This is a genomic window from Herbaspirillum sp. 1130, assembly GCF_017833835.1.
In the GTDB taxonomy this organism is placed as follows: Bacteria; Pseudomonadota; Gammaproteobacteria; order Burkholderiales; family Burkholderiaceae_D; genus Herbaspirillum; species Herbaspirillum huttiense.
In genome coordinates this window covers 101,721-117,544 of record NZ_JAFICQ010000002.1, presented here as the reverse complement: position 1 = coordinate 117,544, position 15,824 = coordinate 101,721, and the positions used below count along the sequence as shown (strand labels likewise).

The window sequence follows — 15,824 nt, the reverse complement described above, 5'->3', positions numbered from 1 at the left end:
TCAGAACCCCAGGATGGCACTCAGGTGGGCGTTGAGATCGCCCCGCTGTTCGGTGACGGAATTTCCGTTGAGCAGAACCCGCGCCACATCCAGGCGCAAGGTGAAGTCACGTCCCAGCGTATAGCGCAACCCGGCGCCGAAGCTGGCCAGCGTGAGCGTCGACGGCACCGTCGAGGCCGCAGTCACGTTGTTGTTGGCACCGCGCGCGGCATCGACAAAGCCCAGCAGACGCAGGTTGCCGCGCGCCTCGCTCTTGACCAGCAGATCCGGGGTGTAGAGTTCGGCATTGACCACCGCACCGCTGTCGGCAGCCACCGCGCGCTCGGTGAAGCCGCGCACGGTATTGGCCCCGGCCAGACCGAACTGTTCCACCGGCGGCAGCGCATGGGGAGAGACCTGCAAGCTGCTGGCCAGGCGTACCTGCCAGTCATTCTGGAAGACCTTGAACCAGCTTGCACCGCCCCGCACGATGATGAAATTGTCCATCGACTGGCGCGAACCGGTGAAGAGCGAATAACGGTCCGTCACCTGCAGCGCGTCGTTGCGGCGCGCCTCGCCGGTGGCCATGTTGCGGGCGATGCCGAGGTTGTAGTCCAGCACCTGTCCCACGCCCTGTTGCTGCGCGCTGTAGCTCACCGACAGCGGCAATGTGGAATACGGCAGGCAGGTATTGAGCGAGGCGCCATTGAGCAGACCGCCATTGATGTTGCAGCTGGAATCGACCTTCTTGTAGTCGGCACCGAAGACCAGCTTGCTGCTCCACTCGCCGCTGCGGGCAAAGTAGTGGTTCCAGCGCAGCGCATAGATTTCGCCGCGGCCGGTGATGTTGAGCGTGGAGTTGACCGCCAGCGTCTGGCCCGAGGTGACGTTGGATTTGCCGTAGATGAAATCGAGGCTGTCGCCCAGTCCATACATGGGCAGACGATAACCCAGCGAATACAGGTCGACCTTGGCCCCCGAGGGACTGTCGGGCGAGGTGGTGTAGGCCACCGTAGCCACATGGTCGCGGTTGAACAGGTTGGAGTGCTGCACGGCCACGCCGGTGCGCCATTGCCCGGTATCACGGTTGCCGCTGTTGTCGACGTTGAGCATCACGCGCAGGGGATTGTCATCCTTGACCGTGATGGCCGCATCGATCTGGTTGGTGGATTCGGAGGCGGTGAGCGTGACGTTGACCTGCTTGGCCGGATTGTCGTTGGCCAGTTGCACCGATTCGGAAATGCGCCGCAGGTTGGGAGCACTGCCCTCCACCAGCTGCGGAATGCTGGCGCGGATGTTCTGCTCGCTGAAATGGCGGTTGTCGCTCACCACCACCTTGCCCACCACCGTCTCGACCACCTGCAGGCGCACTACGCCGCCGGTCAGTTCCTGCTCCGGCACGCTGACCTGCACGGCGGTATACCCGGCACTGCGATAGGCGTTCTCCAGGGCTTCCAGCGCCTGCTGGATGTCGCCATAGACGCGGCCGGGGCCGCGGAAAGGCGTGACCGCTTCGTCAACCCTGGCCTGGGTCAGCAAGGTGTTGCCCTCCACCGCGAAGCGCGTGATGTCGAATCGTTCGTCGTTGCGGACTGGCGCGCTGCCCGCCGCCACGGCGGACGCCTGTGGTGCCGGCTGCGGCTGTGCCCATGCGGCGACGGCGCTGCCCAGCAGCGCCATCCCGATCAGAGAATGCCCAAAGCATCGTTTCATTGTCTCTGTGACCCGCCCCCCGGCGAGCCCTCCCAGTTCTCTTGTTGCGCAGCGCGGCGGCAAGCCACGCTGTCACTGCCACCCTCCCATCCGGCCAGCCGCCTGCACTGACGTCAGCACATGGATCGCGCGGACGCAATGCGTGGCCGGCACGCAGGTACCCGGACCACGTAAGCGAACAACAAGACGAAAAGGAACCCCTGAAGCAGATGCGCTCGGACACCGATATTCCACTTCTTGAAGGAGGGATCAATCGCGTCCGGCAGCGACGTTGCCTTGCCAGGCAACATCACTCTTGATGCTTGTAAAGTATACTGACTAGTCCTGACCGCGTCGACAAGAATCGCTGAAAAACCGCTTCCAGCGGGCGTTTGCGGCTGATTGCACAGCACTTGATTGCCGCTCGGAAATAATTTGCGGTTTCAACATGCAAAGATTTTCGTGAAGTGCCAGCGGATGAGAACGTTTGTGCAAAACACGTCGCGCGGCGATCACACCATGCTGATTTCCCCAAGGAAAATGCGGCGGACTGACCGGGTCTCTTTATTTGGTATCGAAGGTCGTCACGCCATCCCAATCGGCCGGCGGCGGCGACTGGCGATAGTGCGCAATACGCTCCAGGTAGAGCGCATAAAGTCCCCGCGCGTGCGCGGCCTGCAGCGCTTCGATGGCGGCCTGCGCCTCCTCCCAGCGCAGCGCGCGCACCAGCGCCAGCGCCGCATGCCATTGCTCGACTTCCGCGCGCAACCCGGCATCGAGTTCGCTCTCGACGGCCAGCGGCTCGAAGATCGGCACGGGTTCGTTCTTGCCCTTCACCCGCACCCGGTCCAATTCGCGATAGGCAAACTGCGGCGCGGCCTGGCGCGTGGCATCACCGACCATCACCCCCACCCCGTAGACCTTGGTGATCGACTCCAGGCGCGAGGACAAATTGACCGCATCGCCCATCACCGTATAGGCCTTGCGGATGCGCGAGCCCATGTCGCCCACGCGCATCTGGCCGCTGTTCAAGCCGATGCCGATCTTCAGCGGCGGCCAGTTGCGGCGCGTGAATTCCTCGTTGAGCAGCAGCGTGGTCTGCTGCATCTTCAATGCCGTGGCCACTGCGCGGGCGGCGTGATCGGGCACATCCAGGGGCGCGCCCCAGAAGGCCATCACGGCGTCGCCGATGTACTTGTCGAGCGTGCCGCGATTGCCACGGATATCTTCGGACATGGCCGTGAGATACATGTTGATGTATTCACGCAGCTCGTTGGGCTGCAAGCTTTCGGAGATGGTAGTAAATCCGCGCACGTCGGAAAACATCACGGTCAGTTCGCGGATCTCGCCTTCCATGTTGTAGCTGGCCGGATTGGCCGCCATTTCGGCCACCAGTTCGGGAGCCACGTATTCGCCGAACAGGTTGACGATGGCCTTGCGGTTGCGATATTCGAACAGGTAGCCCCAGGCCAGGTTGCTGATGAACAGCAGCGCCACCAGCAGCAACGAGGACGCCAGCGGCAGCACCAGGCCGGCGCTGTCATAGAGCCAGTAGTTGAGTCCGCCCAGGGCGGCCGCCGTCCCCAGCGACAGCAGCACCGAGGCCAGCGGCCCCAGCGCGGGCAACAGCAGGCCCAGCAGCAGGCCGGCCAGCGCCACCTGCAGGCCGTCATAGCCCGCCGCGAAATCGGGGCGGGTCTTGAAGTCGTCATCGATGATGGACGCGATCAGATTGGCGTGGATCTCCACCCCGGGATAGACCGGACTCACCGGCGTGGCCCGCAGGTCGTTCAGGCCCGGCACGGTGGTCCCGACCAGCATGATGCGGCCATCCAGCTGGTCGTGCGGATAGGTGCCACGGATCACGTCCACTGCCGGTACATAGCGATAGGCACCGCCCTGCGGACCGCCACGCCCGCGATAGGTCACCAGCGTGGTCAGCCCGCGCTCCACCGGAATGATCAGCGGCTGCGGACGCGCTTCCACGGCGATGGCGGCGAGCGCATCGTAGGTCTCCTTCTGGTTCCCCAGCAGTCCATCCGCGCCGGTCAGGAAGACCGGCTTGATGCGCTTGCCATCGACCGCCACCCGGGCCGTCGCCAGGGCCAGCGACTCGTAGAAGTTGTCGCCATGCCGCGCCAGCAGCGAGACCGTGCGAATCAGCCCGTCGTCATCGGGAACCGGATTGAAGAAGCCGCCGGCACGCGCCGCCGCTTGCAGCTGCGGCAGGTTGGCACCATAGGCGCGCCAACGCACCACCTCCACGTCGCGCCCGCCCAACGCGGCCACGCTGAAGGCGGGCGGCGGCAACTGCCCCTTGATCACGGCCCCGCCCTCATTGGAGAAGGCATAGCCCATCACCACCGGCTGGCCCTGCAGGGCGGCGGCCAGGCGTGCGTCGTAATCCATCTGCGGCTTGAGCAGGCGCAATTGCTGTGCCAGTTGCGGCACGTCCTTCAACGGTCCGCGCGCCAGGTCTTCCAGACGGCCATAGCCGGAGGTGGTGTCGGGCTCGGCGAAGACCACGTCGAAACCGACCGACTGCGCCTGGTAGGCCTGCGTCATCTGCTCCACCAGCTTGGCCACCAGGTCGCGGCTCCAGGGCCAGCGGCCCAGCTCGTTGATGCTGCGCTCGTCGATATCGACGATGACGATGCGCGGATCCAGCGCCGGCTTGGCCACACGCATGCGCAAGTCATAGAAGAACAGGTCCATGCGCTCGACCACGCGATTGGGCAGCACCCCCACCACCACCGCCTCGGCCAGGCCGATGAGCACCAGCGCCAGCAGCCAGCGCGCCCAGTACTTGGCGAAGACGATACGCAAACGACGCAACATGGACTTTCCCCCGATTCCTTTTTTGATTGGCTGCGATCATGCCACCAGTTGCCGGTACCCACAATCGGCGCGGCACGCCGGACGTTGCCACACGGCATGACTGCATGAATAGCTGAAATAAGCCAGACGCGATGAACCGATGCGCAAAATGGGTTCTAATGATTTCCCGCCACCGATGAAGGAGCCCCGCATGCAGCCCATTCCAATGATCACCCTGCGCAATGGCGCGCAAGTCCCGGCACTTGGCCAGGGCACCTGGAACATGGGCGAGTCCGCCGCGGCCGCCAGCGCCGAGGTACGCGCCCTGCAGGCCGGCATCGACCTGGGCATGACGCTGATCGATACCGCCGAGATGTATGCCGATGGCCAGTCCGAACGCGTGGTCGGCAAAGCCATCGCCGGCCGCCGCGAACAGGTCTATCTGGTCAGCAAGGTGTTGCCGCACAACGCCAGCGAACGCGGCACCATCGCCGCCTGCGAGGCCAGCCTCAAGCGCCTGGGCACCGATCATCTGGATCTCTACCTGCTGCACTGGCGCGGATCGCATCCGCTTTCGGCCACCATCGCGGGCATGGAGACCCTGATGGCGCAGGGAAAAATTCGCGGATGGGGCGTCAGCAATCTCGACACCGACGACATGGACGAGCTGGCCGATGCACCCGGTGGCGAGCAGGTGCTGTGCAATCAGGTGCTGTACAACCTCTCGCGGCGGGGAATCGAATTTGACCTGCTGCCGCAGGCCGAACAAAGCGGCGTGGCCGTGATGGCCTATTCGCCCATCGAGCAGGGGCGCATTCTCAAGCAGCCGGCCCTGAAGGCGGTCGCGCAGCGCCACGGCGTGACACCGGCGCAGGTGGCGCTGGCGTGGGTGTTGCGACGTCCCGGGGTGATCGCCATTCCCAAGGCCGCGGATGTCGCGCACGTGGAGGCCAACCGGGCCTGCCTGGCGCTGCATCTGAACGAAAATGACTACAGTGAGCTGGATGCGGCCTTTCCACCGCCACGGCGCAAGCAGCCGCTGGCGATGTTGTGAAGCAATGGGCCTTCAGGCCGCTGCCTCCAACGCTTGCAAGGCCTTGAGCAAGTAGCGCACGGCCGCCGGAATCGGCGCGATCACCGGCACCGAAAACCGCTGCGCCAGTGCCGTCGCCGCCTGCCCCAACGGACCGCCGCCAATCACCACCGCCTCGGCACCATCGCGCTCCACGCAGGCGCGCACGGCTTGCGCCAGTGCCTCTACCAGTGCCTGCGGATCGGCCGCCAGCGCGCGCGGATCACCGGCGGTCAGACGAATGCCGGTGTAGAGCGCACCGACACCTGCCTGCTGCGCTTTTTCACCAATCACATCAGCCAGCTCCGGCGTGACGGTGGCCACACCGAAGCGGCGTCCACCCTCGGCTGCTTCCAGCATCGACGCTTCACACAGCCCGGCGACGGGCCGGCCATCGAGCGCACGCAGGCGCTCAATGCCAGGATCGCCAAAGGCGCTGATGATGCACCCGACGCTGTGCCGCCCGCCTTCGCGCCAGTTGCGCTCGACCTCCGCCCCCGCTGCCGCCAGTTCCACGGCATTGACGATCATCTCCGGCCCCTGCCGCGCACTCACGCCGCTGAGGGCATATCCCGCTGGCAGCGAAGTGCGGGCAATGGCCACCATCATCTCGGTGGTGGCCTGGGAGGAATTGGGATTGATCAACAGGATATGCGGCATGCCAGACTCATGAAAAAGAAAATCAACTACGTGCAGCGACCGCCGGCACCACTGCCTCCGGCGCGGTCTCCTCCAGCGGTGCATCGGGCGACTTGCCATAGGTCTCGGGCACGGTGCGGATGGCCACGGTGAAGATGCCGTACATGGCGGCGATCATGCCGAACACGCCCGCCAGCCCGAAGGCATCGAACAGGCGGCCGGCCACCAGCGGCATCAGGGCCCCCGCCGCGGTGCCGGTGGCGAGGATGAAAGCGGTACCGAAGGCGCGCACGCGGGTCGGATACAGCTCGGGCGCGAAGATCCAGATGGTGGTGTTGAGCAGCAGCACGAAGAACTGGAACACCGCACCCGCCGCCAGGATCAGCACGATGCTCTTGGCCAGGAAGCCGATCGCCAGCGCCGCCAGGCAGGCGCAGATCGCACCGGCGGTCAGCACGCGCTTGCGCGGCAGATGGAATCCGAACACCGACGCGGCAATCGCCCCCAGCAGGCTGCCGCTCTGCATGACCATGGTGAACAGCAGGCTCTTGGAGATGGTGTAGCCCAAGCTCACCAGAATGGTCGGCATGAGCGTGAGCACCGAAATCTGCGCACCATAGGTCATCCAGATGGCGATGCACAGCGGCAGCGTGCGCCGCGCCAGCGCGCCCTGGAAGATTTCCATGGAGCGCACCTTGGCCGGTGCGGCCTGCTGGCGGCTGCCATCGTCGCTGATCCAGTCACGGCCTTGCGGCGCCGGGCCGGAGAGCTTGCCGCTGGCCAATCGCGCCAGCACCTGATTGGCTTCGGCGATCTTGTTGCGGGAGAGCAGGAAACGCGGCGTCTCCGGAATGTAGCGGCGATAGAAGGCCCCCAGCAGTGCCGGCAGCATCAGGCAGAAGAACAGCCAGCGCCAGCTGTTTTCACCGGGAAAGAGCGTAAACACCAGCAGGCCGAACGCCGGTGCCAGGAAATTGCCCATGCCGCCCGCGCCCACATTGACCAGGCCCACGGCGGTGCCACGGAACTTGCTGGAACAGAATTCGGCCAGCATGGTGACCGCAATGGCGATTTCACCGCCGAGACCGAAACCGACGATGGCTCGGCCCACAGCCATCACCGTCAGGTCCGGGGCCAGCGCGCAGATGCCGGCTCCCAGTGTGAACAGCAGCAGGTCCAGGCTCAGCATGACGCGCCGGCCATAACGGTCCGCCACGAGACCGGAGACGATGCGGCCGATGGCGGCGCTGGCGAAGGTCACCGTATTGAGCAGGCCGATGTCGGTCGCCGTCAGGCCCCACTGCTGCTTGAGCAGCGGGCCGACCAGGCCGATGGCGTTCTGTTCGAAGGCGTCGAACAGGCAGCCGATCAGGATCAGGAAGATGATGGTGTGATGCGAACGGGTCACCCCGATCTTGTCCAGCGCGCCGTCCAGTTCGGCCACGCGTGGCGAGTGCGGCAGGTCGGGCGATGAAAGTGTGGGTCCGGCCATGGTCTGCTCCTCTTGCGTTGGAAGGTCCAATGAGTGCTGCTCGGTATGTGCATCGGGTGATGCGAGGCTGGGAGACCACGGCGACCTGACCTTGCGGCCGTGAAACTACTGTAGTCCAGCATGCCCGGCAATGAAAGCCAGATTTCAATATATATTGTTTATTGAAATTTAGATTTCACTCATGCAGCAGCATTAGCAATCTGCGTGCCAGCCATTTGGGAGGGATGAAATCAGGATTTCAGGAGGAAATGACCGGCCGGGAACGCCCGGCATGCGCCGCAAGAGGGCAGGCAGCACGGTCGCCGCACCGGCGCGGGGCGGCACGCATGAAAATCGGGAGTCAGAAAATTGAGGTACCTGAAATCAGGATTTCAATATTGAAGGAGGGCAATTGTCCAGCATTCCGCCCCGGCAACTCACTCGAAGTCGCCCAGTTCCTCATGCTCCTGCTCCACTGCCGCCAGCCGCTTGCGTCCGGCGGCACCACTGGCTTCGATCACCAGGGTGGACAAGAGATCACACAGCGCCATCACGCCGACATGATTGTCCAGCGAGCCGGGACCGCGGCAATGTGCCTGCAGCGACCATGTGGCCAGGGCGTAGTCGGCCGAGGCCTGGTCGCTGATGTAGAGAAGATAAGATCCGGCGCGCGTGGCGGCCTCCAGCAGGCGGTCCATCTGCCCGGTCTGGCGGCGCGTGCCGAAGACGATCACGCAATCGCGCTCGGACAGACCGGCAGTGTATTCCGCGAGGGTCTCGCCCGGCCCCGGCAGGCAGGTCACGCGCGGCAAGACCTGGATGATCTGCCAGCGCAGGTAGAGCGCAAAGGCCTGGCTGCTGCGGCTGCCGAAGATCAGCACCTGGGGCGCGTTGACGATGGCGCGGGCGATCTCGGCCAGGGTGGCGTCGGAGAGGCGCTCGAAGGTGGCCGCCAGGTTCTGCTGGGATTGCTGGAAGTGCGCCGCCACCGAGCGTACCTGGCGCGCAGCGCCGGGGCTGCTGGCATGGAACAGCGGGGAGCCGGTCTCCTGTTCCTCGCGCACGTGGCGGCGCGCTTCCTCGTAGCTCTCGTAACCGACGCGGCGGATGAAGCGGCTCACGGTCGACGGCGACACGCCCGCCAGTTGTGCCAGCTCGTTGCCGGCATAGCTGGCCAGCTCGCCCGGAAACTCCAGCAGGAAGTCGGCCAGCTGGCGTTCGGTACTGGAGAGTTCGTCGAGTTTGCTGCGCACGCGGCGCACGAAGGATTCGGCAGAAGGTTTCATGTCGGTGCGGGGCAGATCCGCGAGGCAGTTCAATGCGGGCGGTCGCGAAGCCGTGGCGGGCGATTTGCTTCATATCGCCTCAAACCCACGCGATCCGGACCGGGTCGCCGCATTGTATAGCAGCCAGGCCCTGCTGCGGCGTCAGCCGAACTTGCGTGCAGCGTCGATGGCCAGGCCGCTGCCGATGCTGCCGAACAGGTCGCCCTCCACATGCCGCGCCTGCGGTGCCAGCGCACTGATGCGTTCGCGCAGCAGGCGCACGCCGCTGGAACCGCCGGTGAAGAACACGCTGTCGATATCGTCGGCGCGCAGGCCGGCCTGCTGCAACAGCGCCAGCACGGTCTGCTCCACCGATTGCACCAGGTGGTCGACGGCACCGTTGAAGTCGCTGCGCAGGAGCGGCAACTGTTCCGGCTGGCGCAGGCGGTCCAGGTCCAGCAGGGTCTGCTCGGCGCTGGAGAGCGCGATCTTGCCCGCCTCCACCTGCAGCGCCAGCCAGTGGCCGCAACGCTGCTCGACCACGTCCAGCAGGCGCGCAAAGCGCTCGCGGTCGGCCACTTCGCGCGCCACGTCCTGCAGTTGCTGCCAGGCCTTGCGGGTGTAGAGCTGGTTGATGGTGTGCCAGGTGGCCAGGTTGAAGTAATAGCTGGAGGGGATCTCGGCATTGCCCTGCAGGCGGCCGCCCAGGCCCAGCAGCGGCATCACGCAGGCCAGGCTGAAATACTTGTCGAAGTCGGTGCCGCCGATGTGCACGCCGCCATTGGCCAGGATGTCCTCGCGCCGCTCGCTGCGCGCCGCGCGCTCGGGCGAGAGGCGCACCAGCGAGAAGTCGGAGGTACCGCCGCCGATGTCGACGATGAGCACCAGCTCTTCCTTGTCGATGCGCGACTCGTAATCGAAGGCGGCCGCAATCGGTTCGAACTGGAAGGCGATGTCCTTGAAACCGACATCGCGCGCGATCTCTTCGAGCGTATCCTGGGCCAGCTGGTCGGCGGCCGCATCCTCATCGACGAAGTGCACCGGACGGCCCAGCACCACCTTGGAGAACGAGGTCCCGGCGGCACGTTCGGCGCGTTGCTTGAGTTCACCGATGAACTGCGAAAGCAGGCCACGATAGGGCAGCGCCCGGCCGCCCACTTCCGTCTGGCCATCGATGGCGCCGGAACCGAGCAAGCTCTTCAGTGAGCGCATCAGGCGGCCTTCGTAGCCGGCCAGGTATTCGCCCAGGCCGGCGCGGCCATAGCTGAAGCTGTTCTCGTCGGCATTGAAGAACACCACCGAAGGCAGCGTGGCCTTGCCGTCTTCCAGCGGCAGCAGCAGGGAATCCCCGGCCTGCGGACGCATCCAGCCGACCGTGGAATTGGAGGTGCCGAAATCCACACCGCACGCGTTCGCCATCGATCACTCCTTCTTTTTGGGTCGGCAATCATATAGAAAAGGACGGTGCTTGTCTGCACGGCGTCACGGCGGCGTTTGAAGCAAACAACATGCCGCCGTGAAACCATTACCGATTCGGCAATGGCAGGATGGCAATCCAACGAAAAAAGGCACCGCCGGGCAGGGCTGCCCGGCGGTGCCGTCAGATCGAACCGGCTGAAAACGGCTGTGGAAAACTTAGAATTCCTGCGCCACCGGACGCAGCACCACTTCGCTGATATCCACATTGGCCGGCTGCTCGATGGCATAGGCAATGGCGCGCGCCACCGAATCGGCCGGAATCTGGTTGGCCTCATACCAGGCCAGCAGGGCTTCCGAGGTCTCCTTGTCGCTGCTGTGCGTCTTCAGTTCGGAATCCACCGCCCCCGGGGAGATGATGGTAGTGCGCACACCGTCCGGTGCTTCAGCGCGCAGGCCTTCGGTCAGGGCACGCACCGCGAACTTGGTGGCGCTGTAGACCGTGCCCATGCCGGCGAAGACCTTGATGCCCGCCACCGACGACACATTGATGATGTGGCCCGAGCCCTGCGCAGCGAAGCGCGGCAGCGCGGCGGCCACGCCATAGAGCACGCCCTTGACGTTGACGTCGATCATGCGGTCCCACTCTTCGACCTTGAGCTTGGCCATCGGAGCCAGCGGCATGATGCCGGCATTGTTGACCAGCACGTCAATGCGGCCGAAGTGCTGCTCACCCTTGGCGACCAGGGCTTCCACGTCGTCGCGGCGCGCCACGTCAGTGGTCACGGCGATGGCCTGGCCACCGGCGGCGGTGATGTCGGCCACCAGCTTTTCCAGACGCTCGGTGCGGCGCGCACCCAGTACCAGCCTGGCGCCCAAGGAAGCCAGGTGGCGTGCGGTGGTTTCGCCCAGGCCGCTGCTGGCACCGGTGATGACGACGACTTTGTCCTTGATGTTGTTGCTCATGATGAATCCTTTCCAGTGATGGGGTTGGCTTGCGGTTGCTGCGTGTCGATGGAAGGATTATGGGTGGCGCCACTATGCCAAACAATGGAAATGATAAGATTACAGAATTCCATTTTCAGGAATCATCATGCTCAACCGACTGGAGATGTTGCGCATCTTCTGCGCTGCCGCCGATACCGGCAGCTTCAAGGAAGCCGCGATCCGGCTCGGCATTTCACCGCAGGCCGTCACCCGCGCCATCCAGGAACTGGAGCGCCTGCAGGGCGAGATGCTGTTCCATCGCAATACGCGCCAGGTGCGCATCACCAGTTTCGGCGAAGCGCTCGCCGAACGCGCACGCGAAAGCCTGCGTGATCTGGATGGACTCTTCGAAACGGAGGCCGCCAGCCCGGCCGACGAGATGAGCGGACTGGTGCGCCTGGCCGCACCGTCGGCACTGGGACGCAGCCGCCTGCTGCCCATCGTGGAGCGATTGGCGCAGGCGCATCCCGGCTTGCGCTTCGACCTGCGCCTGACCGATCAGCGCGCCGACGTGGTAGGAGAAAAGATCGACATCGGCATCCGCGTCGGCACCGTGCCGGACAACCGCTTCGTGGTGCGGCGTCTGGGCAAGGTGCGCTTCTACGTGGTGGCAACGCCGCGCTTCCTGCGCCGTCATGGGGCCCCGGAGGACACCGAGGCCCTGCGCGCCCTGCCCTGCACCGCCATGCTGGACCGGGGCACGGGCCGCCCCTGGCCCTGGCTGTTCGCGCAGGAGAACCAATGGATGGCCGATCATGCCCGCTTCCTCTGCGATGATTCCGAGGGCGAATATTTGTTGGTAAGAAGTGGGGTGGCCATCGGCCAGATTGCCGGTTTCCTGTGCGAGGACGATATCGCGGCAGGACGGCTGGTCCCCGTCATGACTGATCACGAACCCGATCCCTGGGACATGTACCTCTACCGTCCGCAACGCGGACCGGTGCCGCCGCGCCTGCGGCTGGTGTTCGATACGCTGGTGCGCGAATTCGCCGAGTGAATGTGCTGGCTTACCAGCGGCAGTCGTGATCCATCAGCACTTCGGCACTGCCCTGTTCCTCGCGGTCGAAGTTGACCGGCATGTTGACCAGGAAGAAGCCGGTGCTGCCATCGGCAAAACGCGCCCCGGTCAGCAGCAGTGACTGCGAGGCCATGTTGTCGGCCGCATAGGCGCTGCGGGCAGCGGCCAGCTTGAAGGGGTCGTGCAGTGCCAGCGTATCGGCGGGCAGGCGCATGACCCAGTAGCGATGGCCTTCGAAATACCACGGCAGCCATTGCTGCAAAGGGTCACCCCGGTGATCGTCGAGGCTGGCCGCCACATCGCGGCGCATGCAATCGATGTGCAGATGCAGGTGCAATTGCGAACGGCCGGCCGCCGAATTGATTTCAATGCCCAGCTGTTCATCGGAGAGCGGACGGCCCAGGGCCTGCGCCACACGCCCGCGCTGCTCCCATGCATAAGCCCAGTAGTTGGGCGCATCCGGTGCCAGCAACTCCGGACTTTCGATGCCGGTCAGGCGACGGGTCGGCATGAGCAGGTATTGCGCGGGACCGACCAGATCCTTGAGCACCACGAAGCCGCGCGCCAGATCGACCATCACGCATGGCTGCGGCTGGCCGGCCGACTGCATGTTGGGCACGCATTGCTGGCCGGTGATTTCCCACAGCTTGTGAGGATCGGCGGCCTGGGCCGGACTGGCCGACAAGACGCAGGCGGCCAGCAACAGCGAACACAGGAAAGCGGCGCGGGAAGAAAAAAGGGAAAGCAGTCGCATCGAAACCATCCGGGACAATGAGCTGCAAGGCGGCAGGCAGCGCCGCAGCGAGGCCGTGAGATTAACGGTCCGGTATGTCCGCAGCATGACAGCCGTATGACGGGGGAGATTATTTGTCGCGCGTGGCCTGCACCAGGCACTTGGAGAGCTTGTCGAAATGCAGCCAGGCAGCCTGGCTCAGTTCGACCTGCTTGCGGCGCGGATCTTCGGTATCGGCCAGCACGATCCAGCCCTTCTCGCGCATGGATTTCAGGCGCGCATGCAGCATCGCGGGCGAACCGAATTCGCTTTGCGCCATCAGGTCGCGCACCGACAGCCGCTGTTGGTCTTGGCCGGCACGGGCGATGAAAGCCAGGATCCGGTCTTCGAGCGGATCCAGCGTAGCCAGTGACGGCAATCCCCGGAGTGCTTCGGCCAGTTGCAGAAATCTCAGGTAGATATCCGCCGGCCGCTTGTTTTTACCCATATGGCGATGGTGTTGGTTGTTGTCTTGCAAGTCAGGAACGCGTTACGTACGGAGCGCGCGTAACACGCGCGCGACATCGTTCCAGAATTGATAGCGAATCATACGCCGGGCCTGCCGGAAAGTGCAATCTTTACCGCCTTGACCGGCAGCAATGCGTCCGGCGGTAACGTTTGCACCCCGATTTGCGAGGCTGGCGCGCCACACTGCTGAAAATTGTTGAGGTGCAGCGCCCCGCCGCATTGGGTAACATACGCGCCGTTCCGCATGTCCCAGCCTCCCCTCGCCATGCACGCCTCGCCCGACCATCGTTCCGTCCTGCGCACCCACCTGGCCGCCATCGCCGGCACGGCGCTGTGCTATTTCCTGTTCTATTCGATCAACGAATGGCTGTTCCGGCGCACCCAGTTCACCGAAGGCATCGCCTGGATCTACCTGCCCGCCGGCGTGCGCCTGATCTGCACCCTGCTCTTTGCCGAGGCCGGCTGCGTGGGCCTGCTGGTGGGCTCCCTGGCCACGGCCGCGACCTATCAACTGTTCCCGCATGACCTCATCGCTGCCGCCGGCTACTGCCTGATCTCGGCCGGCGCCCCCTACCTGGCCTACCGCCTTACGCTCTCCGGCATGGACCTGGGGCGCAACCTGGGCAACCTCAACACCACCCGGCTGATGGCCTGCATCCTGCTCTATGCGCTCTCCAATCCGCTGTTCCAGCTGATCTGGTTCGTCATGCGCGGGGTCTATCCGGATTTCTGGAGCGGCCTGATCGTCATGTCCATCGGCGATCTCTCGGGCTCGCTGATCGTGGTCTACCTGTGCAAGCTGCTGCTGTCCATGCTGCCCCGCATGCCCGTGCCACGGCGCTGATGGCAGGCCGCACGCTGTCGCCGGCAGGCGTCAGCCGCTGGCACACCTGCGGACTTGCGGATAACCCCAGGCAACATTTTCTTCACTCGGGTTAACGCAAACCAGCATGGTGTAATACGCACGACACATTTCCTCGCTACGCTGCGCATCGCTATAAAAACTATAGCGCTACAAATCGTATAACGAAGCTTCGAGGAGTGTGGCATGCGCAGTTGGGACGAACCCAAAAAACGGAAGGCCCGCGTCGAGATCATCCCGATGATCGACGTGATGATGTTCCTGCTGGTCTTCTTCGTGCTGATCAGCCTGAACGTGATTCCGGCCCTGGGCCTGAAGACCCAGCTGCCCAGTTCGTCCACCGCCCAGGATCTGAAACCGCAGACCAAGGCCGTCATCACCATCGCCAAGGAAGACGTGATCCAGGTCGATGGCGAGAACACTACCCTGGACGCCCTCACCGCCCGCCTCGACAAGCTGCGCAAGGATGGCGAGAAACTCAATCTCATCATCAACAGCGACCGCGGCGTGGAAGTGCAGCGCCTGGTCGACGTGATGGATACGCTCAAGAAGGGCGGCTTCGATTCCATCTCGATTGCCACCCGCAAGCAGTGATGATGAACGTTCCCATCCTCTTCCGTTTCCGCGAGCCGCTGGCCACGCTGCCCTCGCTGGTGGTACTGGCCGTGCTGATCCTGGCCGGCGTGCAGAAAGTGACCGAACTCAAGCGCAAGGAAGATCCGCAGCCGGTGCAAATCTCGCTGACGGAAATACCGCCGCCTCCGGTGCCGCAACCCAAGCCGCAAGTGGAACCGCAGCCCAAGCCGGTCGAGCCGCCGAAGAAACAGGAAGCGCCCAAGCCCGTGGCCAAGCCGGCTCCGGTCAAGCAAGCGCCGGCCCCGGTGGACCCGGCACCGCCCTCGGCCACCGCACCGATCCTGCCGGCCACGCCGCCGCAACCCAGCGCTCCGGCCGCACCTCCGGTGCAGTCCGCGCCGGTGGCCCCGCCATCGCCGCCGCCGGCCAACACCGCCAACATCGAGCAGACCTACGTCGGCCAGTTGCGCGCACATCTGAACAGCATCAAGCGCTATCCGACCGGACGCGAAGCCAGCACCCTGCGACCGCAAGGCAAGGTGCGCGTGTGGTTCGTGTTGAAGCGCGATGGCAGCGTGGTCGACAGCGGCATCGAGAGCTCATCGAACTCCATGCTGCTCGATGATGCCGCCCGCAAGACCATCAATCGCGCCGCCTTCGCGCCCTTCCCGGAAGACAGCTACAAGGGCGAGAGCACGCACCGGTTTACCGCCGATCTGGAATTCATTCCCGTCTGACGCGGCCCGCTGCAGAACGCAGGGGGCGCGCACCGGGCGCAACGACTTCGACA

At 64.6% G+C, this 15,824-nt stretch carries 14 protein-coding genes; 5 read left to right on the top strand and 9 right to left on the bottom strand.

What is annotated here, in order from left to right; translation table 11 throughout:
• Both JOD78_RS09320 and JOD78_RS09315 read right to left on the bottom strand, forming a co-directional pair.
• Entirely contained in the window at positions 1 to 1,692 is a 1,692-nt protein-coding gene (locus tag JOD78_RS09320) for a ShlB/FhaC/HecB family hemolysin secretion/activation protein (protein WP_121042485.1), read from the bottom strand.
• Positions 1,693 to 2,235: 543 nt separating this feature from the next.
• Positions 2,236 to 4,509: an adenylate/guanylate cyclase domain-containing protein gene (locus JOD78_RS09315; protein WP_121042483.1), complete on the bottom strand. Its 2,274-nt coding sequence runs from the start codon at positions 4,507 to 4,509 to the stop codon at positions 2,236 to 2,238.
• 190 nt (positions 4,510 to 4,699) lie between these two features.
• Here JOD78_RS09315 and JOD78_RS09310 point away from each other — a divergent pair, with 190 nt between their 5' ends.
• Positions 4,700 to 5,542 (top strand): aldo/keto reductase, encoded by an 843-nt coding sequence (locus JOD78_RS09310; RefSeq protein ID WP_134135712.1) that lies wholly within the window; start codon positions 4,700 to 4,702, stop codon positions 5,540 to 5,542.
• 12 nt (positions 5,543 to 5,554) lie between these two features.
• Here the strand turns inward: JOD78_RS09310 and JOD78_RS09305 are convergent, their stop codons facing one another.
• The 5 genes from JOD78_RS09305 to JOD78_RS09285 form a co-directional block, all read right to left on the bottom strand.
• A complete protein-coding gene (locus tag JOD78_RS09305; RefSeq protein ID WP_121042479.1) occupies positions 5,555 to 6,220 on the bottom strand; it encodes an aspartate/glutamate racemase family protein in 666 nt (221 codons plus the stop codon).
• Positions 6,221 to 6,242: 22 nt separating this feature from the next.
• A complete protein-coding gene (locus JOD78_RS09300; RefSeq protein ID WP_034330466.1) occupies positions 6,243 to 7,691 on the bottom strand; it encodes an MFS transporter in 1,449 nt (482 codons plus the stop codon).
• Between the two features lie 416 nt (positions 7,692 to 8,107).
• Complete coding sequence (locus JOD78_RS09295; RefSeq protein WP_134135714.1) at positions 8,108 to 8,956, bottom strand: MurR/RpiR family transcriptional regulator; 849 nt, start codon at positions 8,954 to 8,956, stop codon at positions 8,108 to 8,110.
• Positions 8,957 to 9,097: 141 nt separating this feature from the next.
• A complete protein-coding gene (locus JOD78_RS09290) occupies positions 9,098 to 10,354 on the bottom strand; it encodes an Hsp70 family protein (protein ID WP_209533752.1) in 1,257 nt (418 codons plus the stop codon).
• 216 nt (positions 10,355 to 10,570) lie between these two features.
• Complete coding sequence (locus tag JOD78_RS09285) at positions 10,571 to 11,317, bottom strand: SDR family oxidoreductase (protein WP_121042473.1); 747 nt, start codon at positions 11,315 to 11,317, stop codon at positions 10,571 to 10,573.
• A 127-nt stretch (positions 11,318 to 11,444) separates the two neighbouring features.
• Here JOD78_RS09285 and JOD78_RS09280 point away from each other — a divergent pair, with 127 nt between their 5' ends.
• Positions 11,445 to 12,335, top strand: a complete 891-nt coding sequence (locus JOD78_RS09280) for a LysR family transcriptional regulator (protein WP_209533754.1) — start codon at positions 11,445 to 11,447, stop codon at positions 12,333 to 12,335.
• A gap of 10 nt (positions 12,336 to 12,345) precedes the next feature.
• On the opposite strand, the gene JOD78_RS09275 is transcribed toward JOD78_RS09280, so the two are convergent.
• On the bottom strand, positions 12,346 to 13,110 hold the full coding sequence (locus JOD78_RS09275) for a CDP-diacylglycerol diphosphatase (RefSeq protein WP_134135719.1): 765 nt from the start codon (positions 13,108 to 13,110) through the stop codon (positions 12,346 to 12,348).
• Positions 13,111 to 13,219: 109 nt separating this feature from the next.
• Entirely contained in the window at positions 13,220 to 13,576 is a 357-nt protein-coding gene (locus JOD78_RS09270) for a helix-turn-helix domain-containing protein (RefSeq protein WP_034330473.1), read from the bottom strand.
• 264 nt (positions 13,577 to 13,840) lie between these two features.
• Here JOD78_RS09270 and JOD78_RS09265 point away from each other — a divergent pair, with 264 nt between their 5' ends.
• The 3 genes from JOD78_RS09265 (at position 13,841) to JOD78_RS09255 (ending at position 15,771) form a co-directional block, all read left to right on the top strand.
• Complete coding sequence (locus tag JOD78_RS09265; protein ID WP_227022656.1) at positions 13,841 to 14,440, top strand: hypothetical protein; 600 nt, start codon at positions 13,841 to 13,843, stop codon at positions 14,438 to 14,440.
• Positions 14,441 to 14,644: 204 nt separating this feature from the next.
• Positions 14,645 to 15,052, top strand: a complete 408-nt coding sequence (locus JOD78_RS09260) for a biopolymer transporter ExbD (RefSeq protein WP_034330477.1) — start codon at positions 14,645 to 14,647, stop codon at positions 15,050 to 15,052.
• Positions 15,052 to 15,771, top strand: a complete 720-nt coding sequence (locus JOD78_RS09255) for a TonB family protein (protein ID WP_134221115.1) — start codon at positions 15,052 to 15,054, stop codon at positions 15,769 to 15,771. The genes JOD78_RS09260 and JOD78_RS09255 overlap by 1 nt, the downstream gene beginning before the upstream one ends.
• Positions 15,772 to 15,824 lie beyond the last annotated feature (53 nt).

What these genes read in the sequence shown, in the direction of transcription:
- JOD78_RS09320 (WP_121042485.1), bottom strand. Translation starts at nt 1,692, where the DNA reads ATGAAACGATGCTTTGGGCATTCTCTGATCGGGATGGCGCTGCTGGGC.
- JOD78_RS09315 (WP_121042483.1), bottom strand. Translation starts at nt 4,509, where the DNA reads ATGTTGCGTCGTTTGCGTATCGTCTTCGCCAAGTACTGGGCGCGCTGG.
- JOD78_RS09295 (WP_134135714.1), bottom strand. Translation starts at nt 8,956, where the DNA reads ATGAAACCTTCTGCCGAATCCTTCGTGCGCCGCGTGCGCAGCAAACTC.
- JOD78_RS09300 (WP_034330466.1), bottom strand. Translation starts at nt 7,691, where the DNA reads ATGGCCGGACCCACACTTTCATCGCCCGACCTGCCGCACTCGCCACGC.
- JOD78_RS09265 (WP_227022656.1), top strand. Translation starts at nt 13,841, where the DNA reads ATGTCCCAGCCTCCCCTCGCCATGCACGCCTCGCCCGACCATCGTTCC.
- JOD78_RS09280 (WP_209533754.1), top strand. Translation starts at nt 11,445, where the DNA reads ATGCTCAACCGACTGGAGATGTTGCGCATCTTCTGCGCTGCCGCCGAT.
- JOD78_RS09270 (WP_034330473.1), bottom strand. Translation starts at nt 13,576, where the DNA reads ATGGGTAAAAACAAGCGGCCGGCGGATATCTACCTGAGATTTCTGCAA.
- JOD78_RS09275 (WP_134135719.1), bottom strand. Translation starts at nt 13,110, where the DNA reads ATGCGACTGCTTTCCCTTTTTTCTTCCCGCGCCGCTTTCCTGTGTTCG.
- JOD78_RS09285 (WP_121042473.1), bottom strand. Translation starts at nt 11,317, where the DNA reads ATGAGCAACAACATCAAGGACAAAGTCGTCGTCATCACCGGTGCCAGC.
- JOD78_RS09310 (WP_134135712.1), top strand. Translation starts at nt 4,700, where the DNA reads ATGCAGCCCATTCCAATGATCACCCTGCGCAATGGCGCGCAAGTCCCG.
- JOD78_RS09255 (WP_134221115.1), top strand. Translation starts at nt 15,052, where the DNA reads ATGATGAACGTTCCCATCCTCTTCCGTTTCCGCGAGCCGCTGGCCACG.
- JOD78_RS09260 (WP_034330477.1), top strand. Translation starts at nt 14,645, where the DNA reads ATGCGCAGTTGGGACGAACCCAAAAAACGGAAGGCCCGCGTCGAGATC.
- JOD78_RS09290 (WP_209533752.1), bottom strand. Translation starts at nt 10,354, where the DNA reads ATGGCGAACGCGTGCGGTGTGGATTTCGGCACCTCCAATTCCACGGTC.
- JOD78_RS09305 (WP_121042479.1), bottom strand. Translation starts at nt 6,220, where the DNA reads ATGCCGCATATCCTGTTGATCAATCCCAATTCCTCCCAGGCCACCACC.